General features: G+C 75.6%; 15 protein-coding genes and 1 rRNA gene. 2 read left to right on the forward strand and 14 right to left on the reverse strand.

The annotated features are described in order from the left end of the window. From BMY88_RS12000 to pheS, 14 genes are all read right to left on the reverse strand, one after another. Positions 1 to 170: ribosomal RNA gene (locus BMY88_RS12000) — 16S ribosomal RNA — on the reverse strand; the annotation flags it as partial. 387 nt (positions 171 to 557) lie between these two features. After that, complete coding sequence (tyrS, locus tag BMY88_RS12005) at positions 558 to 1,844, reverse strand: tyrosine--tRNA ligase (RefSeq protein WP_091943460.1); 1,287 nt, start codon at positions 1,842 to 1,844, stop codon at positions 558 to 560. Beyond that, entirely contained in the window at positions 1,841 to 2,485 is a 645-nt protein-coding gene (locus BMY88_RS12010) for a DNA-3-methyladenine glycosylase (RefSeq protein ID WP_091943462.1), read from the reverse strand. Before BMY88_RS12010 ends, tyrS begins: the two co-directional genes overlap by 4 nt. Before the next feature lie 4 nt (positions 2,486 to 2,489). Next, positions 2,490 to 3,932, reverse strand: coding sequence for an argininosuccinate lyase (gene argH / locus BMY88_RS12015; RefSeq protein WP_091943464.1), 1,443 nt, complete (start codon positions 3,930 to 3,932; stop codon positions 2,490 to 2,492). After that, positions 3,929 to 4,480 carry an arginine repressor gene (locus BMY88_RS12020; RefSeq protein ID WP_091943466.1) on the reverse strand — a complete coding sequence of 184 codons (552 nt, stop codon included), beginning with the start codon at positions 4,478 to 4,480 and terminating at the stop codon, positions 3,929 to 3,931. Before BMY88_RS12020 ends, argH begins: the two co-directional genes overlap by 4 nt. A 13-nt stretch (positions 4,481 to 4,493) precedes the next feature. Continuing rightward, entirely contained in the window at positions 4,494 to 5,441 is a 948-nt protein-coding gene (gene argF / locus BMY88_RS12025) for an ornithine carbamoyltransferase (protein WP_091943468.1), read from the reverse strand. Then, positions 5,438 to 6,721 carry an acetylornithine transaminase gene (locus BMY88_RS12030; protein WP_244524629.1) on the reverse strand — a complete coding sequence of 428 codons (1,284 nt, stop codon included), beginning with the start codon at positions 6,719 to 6,721 and terminating at the stop codon, positions 5,438 to 5,440. Before BMY88_RS12030 ends, argF begins: the two co-directional genes overlap by 4 nt. Then, positions 6,718 to 7,770 (reverse strand): acetylglutamate kinase, encoded by a 1,053-nt coding sequence (gene argB, locus BMY88_RS12035; protein ID WP_211435619.1) that lies wholly within the window; start codon positions 7,768 to 7,770, stop codon positions 6,718 to 6,720. Before argB ends, BMY88_RS12030 begins: the two co-directional genes overlap by 4 nt. Further along, positions 7,767 to 8,918: a bifunctional glutamate N-acetyltransferase/amino-acid acetyltransferase ArgJ gene (gene argJ / locus BMY88_RS12040; RefSeq protein WP_091943470.1), complete on the reverse strand. Its 1,152-nt coding sequence runs from the start codon at positions 8,916 to 8,918 to the stop codon at positions 7,767 to 7,769. Before argJ ends, argB begins: the two co-directional genes overlap by 4 nt. 25 nt (positions 8,919 to 8,943) lie before the next feature. Next, complete coding sequence (gene argC, locus BMY88_RS12045) at positions 8,944 to 9,984, reverse strand: N-acetyl-gamma-glutamyl-phosphate reductase (RefSeq protein WP_091943472.1); 1,041 nt, start codon at positions 9,982 to 9,984, stop codon at positions 8,944 to 8,946. A gap of 118 nt (positions 9,985 to 10,102) precedes the next feature. After that, the gene (locus BMY88_RS12050; RefSeq protein WP_091943474.1) at positions 10,103 to 10,333 is read right to left on the reverse strand and encodes a DUF6158 family protein; all 231 of its coding nucleotides are present in this window, start codon (positions 10,331 to 10,333) and stop codon (positions 10,103 to 10,105) included. A 40-nt stretch (positions 10,334 to 10,373) separates the two neighbouring features. Beyond that, positions 10,374 to 11,183: an SDR family NAD(P)-dependent oxidoreductase gene (locus BMY88_RS12055; protein WP_091943907.1), complete on the reverse strand. Its 810-nt coding sequence runs from the start codon at positions 11,181 to 11,183 to the stop codon at positions 10,374 to 10,376. Next, the gene (gene pheT, locus BMY88_RS12060; protein ID WP_091943475.1) at positions 11,176 to 13,662 is read right to left on the reverse strand and encodes a phenylalanine--tRNA ligase subunit beta; all 2,487 of its coding nucleotides are present in this window, start codon (positions 13,660 to 13,662) and stop codon (positions 11,176 to 11,178) included. Before pheT ends, BMY88_RS12055 begins: the two co-directional genes overlap by 8 nt. Continuing rightward, positions 13,663 to 14,730: a phenylalanine--tRNA ligase subunit alpha gene (gene pheS, locus BMY88_RS12065; RefSeq protein WP_091943477.1), complete on the reverse strand. Its 1,068-nt coding sequence runs from the start codon at positions 14,728 to 14,730 to the stop codon at positions 13,663 to 13,665. Positions 14,731 to 14,912: 182 nt separating this feature from the next. On the opposite strand from pheS, the gene BMY88_RS12070 reads away from it, so the two are divergent. Together BMY88_RS12070 and BMY88_RS12075 are read left to right on the forward strand one after the other, a co-directional pair. Continuing rightward, positions 14,913 to 15,749, forward strand: a complete 837-nt coding sequence (locus tag BMY88_RS12070) for an EamA family transporter (protein WP_091943479.1) — start codon at positions 14,913 to 14,915, stop codon at positions 15,747 to 15,749. A 70-nt stretch (positions 15,750 to 15,819) separates the two neighbouring features. Then, complete coding sequence (locus BMY88_RS12075) at positions 15,820 to 18,105, forward strand: diguanylate cyclase domain-containing protein (protein WP_091943481.1); 2,286 nt, start codon at positions 15,820 to 15,822, stop codon at positions 18,103 to 18,105. Positions 18,106 to 18,110 lie beyond the last annotated feature (5 nt).

Consider the following 18,110-nt stretch of genomic DNA (forward strand, 5'->3'; position numbering starts at 1 on the left):
CGGTATTAGCCCCAATTTCTTGGAGTTATCCCAGAGCTGAGGGCAGGTTGCCCACGTGTTACTCACCCGTTCGCCACTGATCCCCCCGCAAGCGGAGTTCACCGTTCGACTTGCATGTGTTAAGCACGCCGCCAGCGTTCGTCCTGAGCCAGGATCAAACTCTCCGTAGATGATTTGATCACAGCTGAGAACCGCGAGCTGACACTCGCGATATCAATCAACCAAAGGAATCCCAAACACCACACAACCAAAGCTGCGCAGTGCACGGGGTAAAACTTGGCACTGACTTTCGGCACGCTGTTGAGTTCTCAAGGAACGGACGCGCGAAGAACCGGACTCCCAGTGGAAGTCGTCGTCAACGGCGGCTTGTCCTGCTCTGCGCCGCATCCGGGGCGACCCTCGCGGGCCCTCCCCCTCGCGGCCCCTCCCGGGGTCCCGCGCGGCGCAGAGAGAAAGTTACGCGCCCGCCGGAGCCCGTGTCAAACCGGTCCGGGGGTGACGGTCGACACCCGGCCGGAACCGGCGCGTCACCTCGCGTTCACACGCCCGGAGGCTCCTCAGGGCGCTGCCGGGCGTCGCTGCACGCCGGCCACGGCCCGCTTGCCGCGGCGCAGCACGAGCCATCCCCCGGGGAGCCACGCGTCCTCCTGCGGGACGGCGTCGGCGTCGGTCACGCGCTCGTTGTTCAGGTAGGCGCCGCCCTCCTTCACGGTCCGGCGTGCCTCGGAGAGGCTGGCCGCCAGGCCGGTCTGCTGGAACAGCTGCGCGATGGTCGGGACCTCGCCGTCGACGGTCACGCTGCCCGCCTCCTGGAGGGCGGCGCCGAGCGTCTCCGGCCCCAGGGCGGACAGCTCGTCACGGCCGAACAGGGCCCGGCCCGCGGCCTCGGCCTGGCGGAGCTCCTCGGCGCCGTGCACCAGGAGCGTGAGCTCCTCGGCCAGGGCCCGCTGGGCCGCGCGGGACGCCGGCCGTTCCTCGCTCTCGGCCACCAGGGCCGCGACCTCCTCCGCCGGCCGCTCGGAGAACAGCGGCAGCCACGTCCGCGCGTCGGCGTCGTCGGCGTTGAGCCAGAACTGGAAGAACGCGTACGGCGACGTCAGCGCCGGGTCGAGCCAGACGGTGCCGCTCTCGCTCTTGCCGAACTTCTGCCCGTCGGCCTTGGTCACCAGCGGCGTGGAGAGGGCGTGCACGCCCGCGCCCTCGGTCCGGCGCACCAGGTCGATGCCGGCGGTCAGGTTTCCCCACTGGTCGGAGCCGCCGCTCTGCAGCGTGCACCCGTGGCGCCGGTGCAGCTCGCGGAAGTCGTTGGCCTGCAGGATCTGGTAGCTGAACTCCGTGTAGCTGATGCCGGCCTCGGAGTTGAGGCGGGCCGACACCGCCTCCTTCGCCAGCATCCGGCCCACCCGGAAGTGCTTGCCCAGGTCCCGGAGCAGGTCGATCGCCGACAGCGGCGCCGTCCAGTCCAGGTTGTCGACGTAGATCGGTGGTCGCAGGCCGTCGCGCTCCGCGGGGGCGTCGAGGAAGGGCGCGACCTGGCGGCGGATGCTCGCCACCCACTCGGCGACCGTGGAGCGCTCGGTCAGCTGGCGCTCGGCGGTCGGCCGCGGATCGCCGATCAGACCGGTCGCGCCCCCGACCAGCACGATCGGCTGGTGCCCGGCCCGCTGCAGGGCCCGCAGGACCATGAACTGCAGCAGGCTGCCCACGTGCAGGCTGGGCGCCGTGGGGTCGAAGCCGCAGTAGTAGGTGACCGGGCCGGCGTCCAGGTGCGCGCGCAGCGCCTCCTCGTCGGTGGTCTGGGCGATCAGCCCGCGCCGGTGCAGCTCGTCGATCACATGGCTCACGGGTGCTGATCCTGCCCCGTGCCGCGCCGGGCCCTCCGGCCACCCGCGCGGAAGGGGCTCACCGTGTCCGAGTCCGCGTCCCAGAACCGCCACGGCAGGTCCGTCGCCGTGCTGATCCCGACCCGCGGCCCGGCGGTGACCGCCGGCGGCGGCGTGCCCGCGTGCAGCCGCACCGGGGAGTCGGGGTCGAGCAGGTCCGCGCCGCGGTCGCCCGGACCGATCGCCAGCGCCTGCGTGAGCCGGGCCGGGCCGCGCGCCAGGTCGCGGGCCACCCGGGCGGCCGGACGGCGGGCGCGCGCCACCCCCTCCCCCGCGACGACCTCGCCGGCCCGCAGGAGCACCGCCGCCCCGCGACCCTCGGGACCGACGACGACGTTGGCGCACCAGTGCACGCCGTAGCTGAAGTACACGTACAGCCGCCCGGGCGGGCCGAACATGATCGCCGCGCGCGGGGTCGGGCCGCGGTGGGCGTGCGACGCCGGGTCCTCCCCGGCCCCCGAGTACGCCTCGACCTCGGTCAGCCGCAGCCCGACCCGCCCCTCCGGCCGGTCGGTGACCACCCAGCAGCCCAGCAGAGCCGGGGCGACGACGTCGACCGGCCCGAGCAGCTCGTCGGCGGTGAGCAGTCGTCCCGGCGTCACCGGGTCAGAGCGCGGGTGCCACGGGCGAGGACGACGCCCACTCGGCGTGCTGCCGGGCCAGGTCCGCGAGCTGCACCAGCTGGTCGGCCACCCGCTCCGGCGCCGTGCCCCCGCGGGCCTTCCGGGCGGCCAGGGCGCCGCGCACCGAGAGCACCGAGCGGACCTCGGGGGTGAGCCGCTCGTCGATGCCGGCCAGCTGCTCGTCGTCGAGCTCGTCGAGCTCCAGCCCGGCGGACTCGCAGAAGGCGACCATCTCGCCGGAGATCTCGTGCGCCGACCGGAAGGGCACGCCGGAGGAGACGAGCCACTCGGCGACGTCGGTGGCGAGCGCGAAGCCCTGCGGCGCGGCCGCCTCGAGCACCTCGGGCCGCAGGGTGAGGGTCGCGATCATCCCGGTGACCGCGGGCAGCAGGAGCAGCAGCTGCTCGAGGGAGTCGAAGACCGGCTCCTTGTCCTCCTGCAGGTCCCGGTCGTAGGCCAGCGGCAGGCCCTTCAGCATGGTGAGCAGCCCGGTGAGGTTGCCGACGAACCGGCCGGACTTCCCGCGGGCCAGCTCGGCGATGTCGGGGTTCTTCTTCTGCGGCATGATCGACGACCCCGTGGCCCAGGCGTCGTCGAGGCGTGCCCAGCCGAACTCGGTCGACGTCCAGAGCACGACCTCCTCCCCCAGCCGGGACAGGTGCACGCCCAGGAGGGCCGCGACGAAGCAGAACTCCGCGGCGAAGTCGCGGTCGCTGACCGCGTCGATGGAGTTGTCCGCGGCGCGGTCGAACCCCAGCTCGGCGGCGACGGCGTCGGGGTCCAGCGGCAGCGAGGAGCCGGCCAGCGCCCCCGAGCCCAGCGGGCTGACCGCCGCCCGCCGGTCCCAGTCGACGAGCCGGTCGACGTCGCGGGCGATCGCGTGCGCGTGGGCGAGCAGCTGGTGGGCGATGAGCACCGGCTGCGCGTGCTGCAGGTGCGTCATGCCCGGTGCGGGGACGTCGGCGTAGCGCTCGGCGAGCCCGACCAGCGCGTACTCCAGCGAGGAGAGCTCGCGGGCCAGCGCGCGGACGTTGTGCCGCAGGTACAGGCGCAGGTCGGTGGCGACCTGGTCGTTGCGGCTGCGCCCGGCCCGGAGCTTGCCGCCGAGCGTGCCGAGCTTCTCCAGCAGGCCGCGCTCGAGCGCCTCGTGCACGTCCTCGTCGGCCTCGATCGGCGCGAAGGTGCCCGCGGCGACCTCGGCCGAGAGCTCGGTGAGCGCCCCGATCATCCGCGCCAGCTCGTCGTCGCTGAGCAGGCCGGCGCGGTTCAGCACCCGGGCGTGGGCGCGCGAGCCGGCCAGGTCATAGGGGGCCAGCCGCCAGTCGACGTCGGTGGACTTGCTCAGCGCGGCCATCGCCGGCGAGGGACCGCCGCCGAAGCGGCCGCCCCACAGCCGGGTGTGTGCAGGCTGCGGTTCGACGCTCACGGTGCGAGTTCCTCCGGGGTGTCGGCGCCGAGGTCGGCGTCCAGTTCGGGATAGACGGGCGGGGTCCGCCGGGCGAGTGCCCGCAGCCGCTCGGCCAGGGCCGGGCCGCCGTCGGGGTCGCGGGACACCACCAGCAGAGTGTCGTCCCCGGCGATGGTGCCCAGGACGTCGGGGAGGCCGACCTTGTCCAGCGCCGAGGCCAGGAACTGGGCGGCGCCCGGGGGCGTGCGCAGGACGGCGAGGTTGGCACTGCCCTCGGCGCTGGTCAGCAGGTCGGCCAGCAACCGGGTGAGCCGGGCGGGCGCGCTCTGGGCCGGGCGCAGCGGGGCGTTCTCCGGCGGCAGGACGTAGCTGGCGGGCGCGCCGTCGGCACCGCGCATCTTGACCGCGCCCAGGTCCTCGAGGTCCCGCGACAACGTGGCCTGGGTGACCTCGATGCCCGACTCCGCGAGCAGCGCGGCCAGCTGCGTCTGCGAGGTCACGGGCCGGGCGTCGATCAGCTCGCGGATGCGCGCCTGCCGGGCGCTGCGCGACAGCGCGCCCGTCATCGTCGGACCGGCCTCATCGGGAGTGCTCCAGCAGCCAGATGAGCACCGCCTTCTGGGCGTGCAGCCGGTTCTCCGCCTCGTCCCAGACGACGCTCTGCGCGCCGTCCAGGACGCCCGCGCTGATCTCCTTGCCCCGGTAGGCGGGCAGGCAGTGCAGCACGACGGCGTGCGTGGCCGCCCGCGCCAGCGCCGCCTCGTCGACGGCGTAGGGCAGGAACGGCGCGATCCGCTCCTCGTACTCCGACTCCTGGCCCATCGACACCCACGTGTCGGTGACCAGCACGTCGGCGCCGTCCGCCGCGTCCGCCGGATCGGCGGTCCAGCGCACCGAACCGCCGGTCCGCGCCGCGATCTCCCCCGCCCGCGCGAGCACCTCCGGGTCGGGCCGGAACGCCTCGGGCGAGCCGATGCGCACGTGCATGCCGGCGGTCGCCCCGCCCAGCAGGTAGGAGTGCGCCATGTTGTTGGCGCCGTCGCCCAGGTAGCTCATCGTGAGCCCGCCCAGCTCGCCCTTGTGCTCGGCGACGGTCTGCAGGTCGGCGAGGATCTGGCAGGGGTGGAACCCGTCGGTGAGCGCGTTGACGACGGGAACGCTGCTGGCCGCGGCCATCTCCTCGAGGCGGTCCTGCCCGAAGGTCCGCCAGACGATCGCGGCCACCTGCCGGTCGAGCACGCGGGCGGTGTCGGCGACCGGCTCGCCGCGGCCCAGCTGGCTGCTCGCGGCGTCGATGACGAGCGGGTAGCCGCCGAGCTCGGCCACGCCGACGGAGAACGAGACGCGGGTGCGGGTGGAGGGCTTGTCGAACAGCACCGCCACGGCCCGCGGCACGCCGTTGGGCGCGCGCAGCGGGGTCGGTGCCGCGTCGGAGTGCCGGGTCCGCTTGAGCTCGGCGGCCAGCGCCAGGACCTCGGCCTGCTCGGCGGGCGACAGGTCGTCGTCCCGCAGGAAGTGCCGCGTCACTGCTGTCCCGCCGCGGGGTTGCTCGGCTCGGCTCCGGCCTCGTTCCGCTCCTCGGTCGCCGGCGCTCCCTGCGATGCTCGCTCGGCCGTCACCGTCGCGGTGCCCAGCGCCGCGGGGAGCGCCGCCACGAAGGCGTCCACCTGCACGTCGGAGAGCACCAGGGACGGCGCCAGCCGGACGACGCCCGGCGCGACGGCGTTCACGAGGTAGCCGGCGTCGCGCAGCGCGGCCTCCACCTCGGCGGCCACGGGCGCGGCCAGGACCACGCCGAGCAGCGCACCCCTCCCCCGCACGCCGGAGACCAGCGGGTGCCCGAGGCCCTCGATGCCGGCGGTGAACCGGTGCTCGAGCTCCTTGGCCCGCTCCAGCAGCCCCTCGTCGCGGATCGTGTCGAGCACCGCGAGGGCGGCGGCCGCGGCGATGGGGTTGCCCCCGAACGTCGAGCCGTGCGAGCCGGCGGTCATCAGCTCGGCGGCGTCGCCGAAGGCGAGGGTCGCGCCCAGCGGCAGGCCGCCACCCAGCGCCTTGGCCAGGGTGACGACGTCGGGCTGCAGGCCGTCGGCCGCGTGGGCGAACCAGTGGCCGGTGCGGCCGATGCCGGTCTGCACCTCGTCGAGGGCGAACAGCGCGCCGGCGCCGGCCGCGGCCGAGGCGGCCGCGGCGAGGTAGCCGGGCGGCGGGGGCTGCACGCCGCCCTCGCCCTGGATCGGCTCCAGCAGCACCATCGCGGTGGCGGTGGAGACGGTGCCGGCGAGGGCGGCCGCGTCCCCGTAGGGCACGTACCGGACGCCGCCGGGCAGGGGCGCGAACGCGGCGGCCTTGCTCGGCTGACCGGTGAGCGCGAGCGCGCCCATCGTCCGCCCGTGGAAGGCGCCCTCGGCGGTGATCACCTCGGTGCGGCCGGTGAGCCGGCTGAGCTTGAACGCGGCCTCGTTGGCCTCGGCGCCGGAGTTGCAGAAGAAGACCCGCCCGGGCCGGCCGGCGAGCTCGATCAGCCGCTCGGCGAGGAGCACACCGGGCTCGTGCATGGCCAGGTTGGAGACGTGGCCCAGGGTCTGCGCCTGCCGCGTGATCGCCTCGACGACCTTCGGGTGCGCGTGGCCGAGGATCGTCGTCGCGATGCCGCCGAGCAGGTCGGTGTACTCGCGGCCGTCGACGTCCCAGACGGTCGCCCCCGCGCCGCGGGCCAGGGCGATCGGCGGCGTCCGGTAGTTGCCCATCATCACGGCCGACCAGCGGGTGGCCAGCTCGTTGGTCTTCTTGCTGCCGGCGCCGGTCACGGTGCTGACTCCTTCCCGGTGTCGGCCGGGACGACCATCGTCCCGGTTCCCTCTGTCGTGAACATCTCCAGCAGCAGGGCGTGCGGCGTGCGGCCGTCGACGACGGTCGCCCGCTTCACCCCGCCGTTGACCGCCCGCAGGCAGGCGGCCATCTTCGGGACCATCCCGGAGTCCAGGTCCGGCAGGATCTCGGCGAGCTCGGCGGCGTCGATCTGCTGGACCAGCGAGCCCCGGTCGGGCCAGTCGGCGTAGAGCCCCTCGACGTCGGTGAGGACGACGAGCTTCACCGCATCCAGCGCCACCGCGACGGCGGCCGCGGCGGTGTCGGCGTTGACGTTGTGCACCACGCCGTCGGCGTCGGGGGCCACGGTGGCGATGACCGGGATGTGCCCGGACTCCAGCAGCGCCCGCACCGGGCCGGGATCGACCTCGACGACGTCGCCGACCAGTCCGACGTCCACCGGCTCGCCGTCGACCGTCGCCGTCGTCCGCTCGGCGCGCAACAGGCCGCCGTCCTCACCGGACAGGCCCACGGCGAGGGGGCCGTGCTGGTTGATCAGCCCGACCACCTCGGGCGTGACCTGGCCGGTGAGCACCATGCGGACGACGTCGATGGTCTCCTCGGTGGTCACCCGCAGGCCGCCGCGGAACTCGCTGGCGACGCCGAGCCGGCCGAGCATCTCGGTGATCTGCGGGCCGCCGCCGTGCACCACCACGGGCAGGATGCCGCAGGTCCGCAGGAACGCCATGTCCTCGGCGAACGCGCGGCGGCACTCCTCGTCGACCATCGCGTGGCCGCCGTACTTGATGACCACGACGTTGCCGTGGAACTCCTTGAGCCACGGCAGCGCCCCGGTGAGGACGGCGACCTTGCGGGCGTCGCCGTCGGGGTCGTAGGTCCGCATCTTGCGGGTGGTGCCGATCCGGCGGCGCACCGCCGGCACCTCGGGCGCGTGCTCGTCGAAGCGCACGTCGGGCGGGGTCGGGTCCTGCGCGTTCGGGTCGTGCACGGTCGTGACGTGGGGTTCGGGCTCGCTGGTGCCGCTCATGTGGAGTACGCCGAGTTCTCGTGCACGTAGGCGATGGACAGGTCGTTGGTCCAGATCGTCGCCTGCTCGGCGCCGGCCCGGAGGTCGACGTCGATGGTGATGGTCCGGCCGGTGAGGTCGACGCCCTCCCGCGGGTCGCCGATCGCCCCGCCGCGGCAGACGGGAACGCCGTTGATGATCACGTCGACCCGGTCGGGCTCGAACGCGGCATCGGTGGTGCCGATCGCGGCCAGCACCCGGCCCCAGTTGGGGTCGTTGCCGAACAGCGCCGTCTTCAGCAGGTTGTTGCGCGCGCAGGCGCGGCCGGCGGTGAGCGCGTCCTGCACGGTCGCGGCGTTGCGCACCGTGATCGCGATGTCCTTGGTGGAGCCCTCGGCGTCGGCGAGCAGCTGCATCGCGAGGTCGGTGCAGGCGGCCGTCAGCGCCGCGGTGAACTCCTCGGCGGTCGGGGTCACCCCGCTCGCGCCGTTGGCCATGACGATCACGGTGTCGTTGGTCGACAGGCAGCCGTCGGAGTCGACCCGCTCGAAGCTGACCGCCGTCGCCCGCGCCAGGGCCGGCTGCAGCAGCTCGGCCGGCACGACGGCGTCGGTGGTGAGGACGACGAGCATCGTGGCCAGGCTGGGGGCGAGCATGCCCGCGCCCTTGGCCATGCCGCCGACGGTCCAGCCCGCCCCCTCGACCGCCGTGGTCTTGGGCACCGAGTCGGTGGTCATGATCGCGCGGGCCGCGGCGGGCCCGCCGTCGGCCGACAGCGCCTGCGCCGCCCCGGTCACGCCCGGCAGGAGCCGGTCCATGGGCAGCCGGACGCCGATCAGGCCGGTGCTGGCCACGGCGACGTCGATCGCGCCCAGGCCGAGCTGCGCGGCGGCGTGCTCGGCGGTGGCGTGGGTGTCGGCGAAGCCGTCGGCACCGGTGCAGGCGTTGGCGCCGCCGGAGTTGAGGACGACGGCCCGCAGCCGGCCGGTGGACAGGACCTGCCGGCTCCAGGTGACGGGGGCGGCGGGGAAGCGGTTGGTCGTGAAGACGGCGGCCGCGGCGTCGTCCGGTCCGTCGTTCACGACCAGGGCGACGTCGGCGGCGCCGCTGGACTTGAGCCCGGCGGCGACGCCGGCGGCCCGGAAGCCCTGGGGGGTGGTGGTGCTCACTGGGCGTCCTCGGTTGCGTAGCCGGTCACGGCGCGACCCCCACGAGGGGCAGGCCGGTGGTCTCGGGAAGGCCGAGGGCCAGGTTGGCGCACTGGATCGCCGCGCCCCCCGTGCCCTTGGTCAGGTTGTCGACCGCGGCGACGACCACGAGCCGGCCGACGTCGGGGTCGACGGCGACCTGGATCGCCACGGTGTTGGCGCCGAGCACCTGGGCCGTCGTCGGCCACTGGCCCTCGGGCAGCAGGTGGACGAAGGGCTCGTCGGCGTAGGCGCTCGCGTAGGCGGCCCGCGCCGCCGCGGCGTCCGTGCCGGGCGCGAGCCTCGCCGAGCAGGTGGCGAGGATGCCCCGGCTCATCGGCACCAGGGTCGGGGTGAAGCTGACCGACACCGGCGCGCCCGCGGCCCGGGACAGGGTCTGCACCATCTCCGGCGTGTGCCGGTGCACCCCGCCGACGCCGTAGGCGCTCACCGAGCCCATGACCTCGCTGCCGAGCAGGTGGGTCTTCGCCGACTTGCCGGCGCCGGACGTGCCGGAGGCCGCGACGACGACCACGTCGTTCTCGACCAGCCCGGCGGCCAGGGCCGGGGCCATCGCCAGGGTGACCGAGGTCGGGTAGCACCCGGGGACGGCGATCCGCCGCGCGCCGGTCAGCTGCTCCCGCTGGCCCGGCAGCTCCGGCAGGCCGTAGGGCCAGCTGCCGGCGTGCTCGGAGCCGTACCACCGGGCCCAGGCGGCGGGGTCGTCCAGCCGGTGGTCGGCGCCGCAGTCGATCACCAGCGTGTCGGCGGGCAGTTGCGCGGCGATCGCGGCGGACTCCCCGTGCGGCAGCGCCAGGACGACGACGTCGTAGCCGGCGAGGTCCTCGACGCCGCTGGGCCGGACCTCGAGGTCGGCGTAGGGCCACAGGTGCGGCTGCAGCTCACCCAGGCGTCGGCCGGCGCTCGATGCCGCGTGCACCCCGGCCAGCCGGAGCTGCGGGTGCCCGGCCAGCAGCCGGCACACCTCACCCCCGGCATACCCGGTGGCGCCGGTGACCCCGACCGTCCACGTCTGCGGTGTACTCACGATGCATGACCATACACGGTCATGCATGACTCCTCATACCGGTTTCCGGGCGCGGAGCATGTCGCGCGCGAGGGGCTCGCCCGGGCGAGCGTTCCGCGCACGACAGGCTTCCCGGGCCTCAGGAGGCGGTCGACACCCCGTAGCCGGCGAGCTTGGCCGCGGCGTCGGTGACGCCGCGGGAGAACCGGCGCAGGTACTCGGCCTCGAGCTGGTCGGTGCGCTCGCGGTGGTTGGCCCAGGCGTCGGCGGAGCCGGTCCGCAGGATGTCGTGCCGCTTCTCGTAGAGGTGGTTGAGCTCGCGGTTCAGGTCCTCGTCGGAGATCTCCGCCATGGCCGGTGGTTGCAGCATGGCCCCGACCCTAGGCAGCGCGGGGCGCTCCCGCAGCCCGTCAGCCGAGCGGATCGCCGTCGCCCCAGGGGCGCAGCCGCAACCGTCGCGCGTCGCCCTCCGGGCCGCGGCGGGCGAGGTCCTCCGGCGCGTCGTTGTTCACGTGCAGGAACCGCCCCGACCAGGCGTCGAGCTCCCCGGCCGCGATCGCCGCGACCATCCGCACCACCCGGTCCGGCGGCGTCCAGTCGGTCTGCCCCTGCCACATGGGCATCCCCCGGGTCATCGGGGTGTCCACCAGCCCCGGGGCGACGTCGAAGGCGTGCACGTCCGACCCCTCCAGCGCGCCCTGCAGCGCCTCGGTCAGCCGCATGAGCCCGGTCTTGGCCACCGAGTACGCGGAGTACTCCGGCCGGGCCCGCAGGCTCATCCCGCTGGCGAGGTTCACGATCCGGCCGCGGTTGCGCAGGACCATCCACGGCACGACCGCGCGGCACAGCAGGAAGCCGCCGAGCACGTGGCCGGAGACGACGTCCCACCACTGGTCGGGATCGGCCTCCCACAGCGGCTCCTCGGCCGCGTCGACGCCGCCGGCGTTGTTGACCAGCAGGTCCACGCGCCCCAGGTGCTCGGTCACCTCGGCGACCGCGGCCTCGACGGCGGCGCGGTCGGTGACGTCGGCGGTCACGGCCAGGGTGCGCGCACCGGTGGCGGCGGCGACCTCGTCCATCGCCGTCGCCAGCCGGTCGCCGGTGCGCGCGAGCCCGGCGACGGCCATCCCGCGGGCGGCCAGGCCCTCGGCGAGCGCCCGGCCGATGCCGGAGCTCGCGCCGGTGACCAGGGCGACCCCGGTCAGGCCGTCGTCAGCCACGGAGGACCGCACCCGTCCGCTCGCCGGCCAGCGCGACGGCCCGCTGCCGCACCTCCCCCGCTTCCTCGCCGGTCAGGGTGCGGTCGGGCGCGCGCAGCGTGAGCGCGTACGCGAGGGACTTCTGGCCCTCGGGCACCGGCGCCCCCGTGTAGACGTCGAAGAGGCGGATCGACTCCAGCAGCGCGCCGGCACCGTCGCGCAGCGCGGCCTCGACGTCCGCGGACGCCACCTCCGCCGCCACCACGAGCGCCAGGTCGGTGAGCACCGGCGGGAACGCGGAGATCGGCGGGCCGACCGGCACGGGCGCGGCGGGCAGCGCGTCGACGTCGAGCTCCATCACCGACGTCCGTGGCGGCAGCTCCAGCGCCGCGCACACCCGGGGGTGCAGCTCGCCCGCGTACCCGACCACCGCGTCACCGACGAGGAGCTCGGCGCAGCGGCCCGGATGCCAGGGCGCCCGGTCCCCCGCCCGGACGGTCAGCTCGACCCCGGCGGTCTGCGCGACCAGCCGGGCGGCCTGGACGGCGTCGGCCCACTCGGCGGGCCGGCCCGCGCCCCACCACCCGCGGGCCTCGCGGGAACCGGTGAGCGCCACGGCGACGTGCCACGGCTGCGCCGGCACCGCACCGAGCACCGCGGCGAGCGTCGCGTCGTCGGGCCGCCGGTCCACCCCCGGCAGCGGCGCCGGGGCGCGCCGCGCTCCGGGGAACACCGCGCCGTGCTCGAACAGCGCCACGTCGCGCTGGCCGCGGGCCAGGTTGCGCGCCAGCGTGGCGAGCAGGCCGGGCAGCAGCGTGGTGCGCAGCGCCGGCTCCTCCTCCGACAGCGGGTTGCGGACGACGACGACCTGCCGGCGCTCGTCGTCGGCGGGCAGGCCGAGCGCGTCCAGCGCCGCCTCGCCGACGAACGGGTAGGCGGGCGCCTCGACGTAGCCGGCCTCGGCGAGCGTCCGCCCGATGCTGCGGCGGCGGCGCTGACCGTCGGTGAGCCCCCGGCCCGGCGGCGCGGTGGGCAGCACCGACGGGATGTCGTCGTAGCCGGCCAGCCGCAGCACCTCCTCGACCAGGTCGGCGGGGTCGGTGAGGTCCGGGCGCCAGGACGGCGGGGTGACCGAGAGGGGGCCCTCGGCGCCCTCGACCGCGCAGCCGACGGCGGTGAGCAGCTCGACCACCCGCGCCGGCGGGTAGGCCACCCCGGCGACACGGGAGGGCTTCGACGCCTCGAGCGGGATGGGCACGCGCGGGCGGCGGGTGTCCACGTCGACCGCCGAGCCGACCACCCGGGCGCCGCCGTACCGCGCCAGCAGCTCCGCGGCGCGGACCAGCGCGGCCGTCGTCATCTCCGGGTCGACCCCGCGCTCGAACCGCTTGGCCGCCTCGCTGGGCAGCCGGTGCCGGCGGGCGGTGCGGGCCACCCCGGTGGGCTCCCAGTGCGCCGCCTCCAGCAGGACGGATGTCGTCCCGTCGCCGATCTCGGTCGTGGCGCCGCCCATGACCGCCGCCAGGCCGATCGGGCCGGTGTCGTCGGTGACGAGCAGGTCGTCGGCGTCCAGTGCGCGGTCGGCGCCGTCGAGGGTGGTCAGCCGCTCCCCCGCCCGCGCCCGGCGGACGACGATGGGGCCGGTCACCGCGTCGCGGTCGAACGCGTGCATCGGCTGCCCGAGCTCGAGCATCACGTAGTTGGTGACGTCGACGGCCAGCGAGATGCTGCGCACGCCGGACTGGGCCAGCCGGCGGCGCATCCACCAGGGGCTGGGCGCGGACGGGTCCAGGCCCTCCAGCGCGATCATCGAGAAGCGGTCGCAGCGGTCGGCGTCCTCGACCCGCACCTGCCAGGCCGGCTCGCCGGACCAGGCGGGGAGCCCGACCGCGCCCGGGTCGCGCCGGTCCACGCCCAGGCCGGTGCCCATCTCGCGGGCGATGCCGCGCATCGACAGGCAGTAGCCGCGGTCGGGCGTGACCGCGAGCTCGATGACGACGTCGTCCAGGCCGACGAGCGGCCCGGCGGGGGTGCCCGGCGCCGGAGCGTCGTCCCCCAGCACGAGGATCCCGGCGTGGTCGTCACCGACGCCCAGCTCGCGGACCGAGCAGATCATCCCGTCGGAGATCCGGTCGTAGGTCTTCCGCGAGGCGATCTCGAAGCCGCCGGGCAGCACGGCCCCGGGCAGCGCGACGACGACGGCGTCGCCGGCGGCGAAGTTCCGGGCGCCGCAGACGATGCCGACGACTCCGCCCCGCCCACCGTCCCCGGCAACGGCCTCCCCGACGTCGACCCGGCAGAACCGGATCGGCTTCTTGAAGTCGGTCAGCTCCTCGATCTCCAGCACCCGGCCGACCACGAGCGGGCCGGTGACCGGCTCGGGGCGGTGGATCTCCTCCACCTCGAGGCCGAGCCGGACGAAGGCGGAGTCGAGGTCCTCGACGCTCGTCCCGGCGGGGACGTCGACGTACTCGGCCAGCCAGCCGATGGGGACCCGCATCTACAGCTCCACTCCGAACGCCCGGGTGAACCGGACGTCGCCCTCGACGATGTCGCGCATGTCGCTGATGCCCGAGCGGAACATCAGCCCCCGCTCGATGCCCATGCCGAAGGCGAAGCCGCTGAACTCCTCCGGATCGATCCCGCAGGCGACCAGCACGCGCGGGTTGACCATGCCGCAACCGCCCCATTCCACCCAGCGCGGCCCGTCGCGGTGCTCGGGGAACCAGACGTCGAACTCCGCCGACGGCTCGGTGAACGGGAAGTAGGACGGGCGCCAGCGGGTGACCGCGTCGGGTCCGAACATCTGCCGGGCCAGGTGGTCCAGCGTGCCCTTGAGGTGCGCCATGGTCAGGCCGCGGTCGATGGCCAGGCCCTCGACCTGGTGGAAGACCGGGGTGTGCGTCGCGTCGAGCTCGTCGGTGCGGTAGACCCGGCCGGGCGCGACGACGTAGATCGGCGGCGTCCGGGACAGCATGGTCCGCGCCTGCACCGGGCTGGTGTGGGTGCGCAGGACGAGCCCGGAGTCCTCCGGCGCGACGAAGAACGTGTCCATCATCGAGCGCGCCGGGTGGTCCCGGCCGATGTTGAGGGCGTCGAAGTTCAGCCACTCCGCCTCGAGCTCGGGCCCCTCGGCGACCTCGTAGCCCATGCCGACGAAGACGTCGGCGATCCGGTCCATCAGCGTCGTCAGCGGGTGCCGGGCGCCACGGGGCGCACGGTCCCAGGGCAGCGTGACGTCGACCCGCTCCTCGGCCAGCGCCCGGGCGTCGCGCTCGGCCTCGAGCTCGGCCAGCCGCCCCTCGTAGGCCTCGGTGACGGCGACCCGGGCGGCGTTGACCCGCTTGCCCGCGTCGGAGCGGGCGGCCGGGGGCAGGGCACCGAGCTCGCGGCGGGCCAACAGCACCGGCGCGCGGTCGCCCAGGTGGGCCGGCCGCACCGCCGCCAGGGCCGCGAGGTCGGCCGCGGCGCCGAAGGCCTCGACCGCGGCGGAGACCGCGGCGTCGAGCGCCTCGGCCGACAGCGCGGCGACCTGCTTGGGGTCGTAGGGGTCGTTGGCGCCAGACACGGGAGGCCATTCTGCCCGCCCGGGCCGGACCGACGCGCGTGGGTTACCGGACCCGCCCGCCGTCGTCGTCCCCGCGATCTGCACACTCGTGCCCGCCCGGCACGCCGCGGCCCCGCGGAGGCCGCTGCCGAGGGACGGATCGCGGTCGGCAGCGCGCGGAGCACGACGGCGGAAGGGGCAGCGTGGCGGTCGTCCTGGCGTTGGCGTCCGCCGTCGTCTACGGGGCGGCGGACTTCCTCGGCGGGCTCGCCAGCCGGCGCGCGTCGGTGTTCGCCGTCGTGGCGCTGTCCCAGGCGGCGGGCCTGGTCGCGCTGCTGCTCGTCCTGCCCTGGCTCGGCGGCCCGGCGACCGGCACCGACCTGGCCTGGGGTGCGGCGGCGGGCCTGGCCGGGTCGACGGGGCTGATGATCTTCTTCCGCACCCTGGCGACCGGGGTGATGAGCGTCGTCGCCCCCACCACCGCGGTCACCGCCGCCGCCGTCCCCGTCCTGGTCGGCGTCGCCTCCGGGGACCGGGTCGGCGTCCCGGCCACGGTCGGCATCGTGCTCGCGCTCGGGGCCGTGGCCCTCGTCTCCGCCGAGCAGGGGCTGGGTGCCCTGCGGTCGGCCCGCCCGGCGGCCCTGCTGCCGGCGCTGCTGGCGGGCTCGGCGTTCGGCCTGTTCTTCGTGCTGCTGGACCAGCCGGCCGAGGAGTCGCGGCTGACGCCGCTCGTCGCGGCGCGGCTGTCGTCCGTCGCGCTCGTGCTGGTCCTGGCGGCGACGGCGCGGCGCTCGCTGCGGCCGCCCCGGTCGGCGCTGCCGCTGATCGCCGTCTCCGGCGTCGGGGACATGGCCGCGAACTCCCTCTTCCTGCTCGCCACCCAGGCACCCGGGCCGCTCGCCGTCACCGGCGTCCTCGCCTCGCTCTACCCGGTGAGCACCGTCGTGCTGGCCCAGGTCGTGCTGCGCGAGCGTCTCGCCGGCACCCAGGTGGCCGGGCTGGCCGTCGCCGTGGTCGCGATCGTGCTCATCACGTCCTGACCTGACCCGGCCGGGTGGGATCGCCCGCGGCCGGGTGGAGCCGCGGCCCGGCCCTGCCGATGGCCCTCTCGTGCACCGAACCGCCCAGGCCGCCCCCCCGGCCGCCGACGCCGCCCTCGACGCCGCCCTCGCCCCCGGCGGGGTGCGCAGCGTCTTCCAGCCGATCGTCGAGCTCGACACCGGCCGCGTCGTCGCCTACGAGGCCCTCGCCCGCGGACCGCTCGGGCCGCTGGAGCGCCCCGACGAGCTGTTCGCCGCCGCCCGCGTGGCCGGCCGGCTGGCGGAGCTGGACCAGCTCTGCCGGACCGCCGCCCTGAGCGGCGCCCTCGAGCACGGCCTGGTCGCGCCGCTGACCCTGTTCGTCAACGTGGAGCCCGAGGTGCTCGACCGCGCGCCGATGGAGACGCTGCTCGGGCTGGCCGAGGCCGCGCCGGACCGGTTGCGCGTCGTCCTGGAGATCACCGAGCGCGCCCTCGCCACGCGGCCGGCGGAGCTGCTGCGCACCGTGGAGCGGGTCCGGTCGGTCGGCTGGGGCGTGGCGGTGGACGACGTCGGCGCCGAGCCGATGTCGCTGGCCTTCATGCCGCTGCTGCATCCCGACGTCGTCAAGCTCGACCTGCGCCTGGTCCAGGAGCGCCCCGGACCGGACGTCGCCGAGATCATGAACGCGGTCAACGCCTACGCCGAGCGCACCGGAGCGGTCGTGCTCGCCGAGGGCATCGAGCACGAGGAACACCTGGACATGGCGCGCGGGCTGGGGGCCACCCTCGGGCAGGGCTGGTACTTCGGCCGCCCCGCCGACGGCCCGGCCCTCGACCGCGAGACCGCCGAGCTCGTCCTGCCCACGCGGGGCGGCGACGCCGTTGCGGAGCCGGCCTCGCCGTTCGCCTGCCTGCCCGACGGCGTCGCGCTGCGCTCGGCCCCCAAGGCGCTGCTCATCGAGCTGTCCAAGCAGCTGGAGCGCGAGGCCCTGCGGATGGGGCAGACCTGCGTGGTCACCGCGGCCTTCCAGGAGGCCCGCCACTTCACGCCGTCGACCACGCAGCGCTACCGCGACCTGGTCGAGCGGACCGCGTTCGTCTGCGCCCTCGGCGAGGGCCTGCCCGAGGAGCCGCTGCCCGGCCTGCGCGGCGCCACCCTGGCCGCCGGCGACCCGGTGCGCGGCGAGTGGGACGTCACCGTCCTCAGCCCGCACTTCGCCGCCGCGCTCCTGGCCCGTGACCTGGGCGACTCCGGCCCGGACGCGCAGCGCCGGTTCGAGTACGCGCTCACCTACGACCGGGAGACGGTCGTGCGGGCGACGGCGTCGCTGCTGGCCCGGGTCGCCCCGCACGTGGAGCACGCGGTGCCCGCGGACGCCCCGGCCCCGGCCGCCGGCGCCCCCCGCCCCGTCGCCGCCCCGCCCGTCGCGCCCGTCGGACCCGGCGGGGACGCCCTGCTGCTGAGCGCGCTGGCCGCCACCCCGAGCGGGGTCGCCGTCGCCGATCTGCGGCTGCCCGACCAGCCGCTGGTCTACGTCAACCCCGCGTTCGAGCGGCTCACCGGCCTGCCGCGCGAGGAGCTGCTGGGCCGCAACTGCCGCTTCCTGCAGGACCCCGACACCGACCCGGCCGCCGTCGCGCGCATCCGGGCCGCCGTCGCCGCCGGGGAGGAGTGCCGGGAGACCCTGCTCAACGTCCGCGGGCCCGACCGGACGCCGTGGTGGAACGAGCTGCACCTGGCCCCGGTCCGCGATGCCGACGGGACGGTGGTGCAGTACATCGGCGTCCAGGTCGACGTGACCGCGCGGGTCGAGGCCGAGCGGGCGCTGCTGCAGGAGCGCGACCGCACCCGGGTCGCGCTCGCGCGGATCGAGGAGCTCGCCGCCACCGACCCGCTCACCGGCCTGGCCAACCGCCGCCGGCTGCAGGAGCAGGCGGAGACCGCGCTGTGGAACGCCCGGGCCTCCGGCGACGCCCTGGCCCTGCTCTTCCTCGACCTCGACGGCTTCAAGGCCGTCAACGACCGGCTGGGGCACGCCGCCGGCGACGAGCTGCTGAAGGAGGTCGCCGCCCGGCTGCGGCAGCGGCTGCGGCGGCGCGACCTGGTGGCCCGGCTGGGGGGCGACGAGTTCCTCGTGGCGCTGCCCGACCTGTCGAACGACGCCGGGTCCGGCAGCGCCGCCGCCGAGGCGGGGCGGGTGGCCGAGGACCTGCTCGCCGCGGTCCGCCGTCCGTTCGCGGTGCAGGGCACCACGGTGACGGTCGGGGCGAGCGTGGGGATCGCGGTGGCGCCGGAGGACGGCGACGACGTCGCGACGCTGCTGCACGTCGCCGACCTGCGGATGTACGAGGCGAAGGCCGCGCGCGTCCCCTGATACCG

The sequence above is a fragment of the Trujillonella endophytica genome, assembly GCF_900110555.1.
GTDB lineage: Bacteria > Actinomycetota > Actinomycetes > Mycobacteriales > Geodermatophilaceae > Trujillonella > Trujillonella endophytica.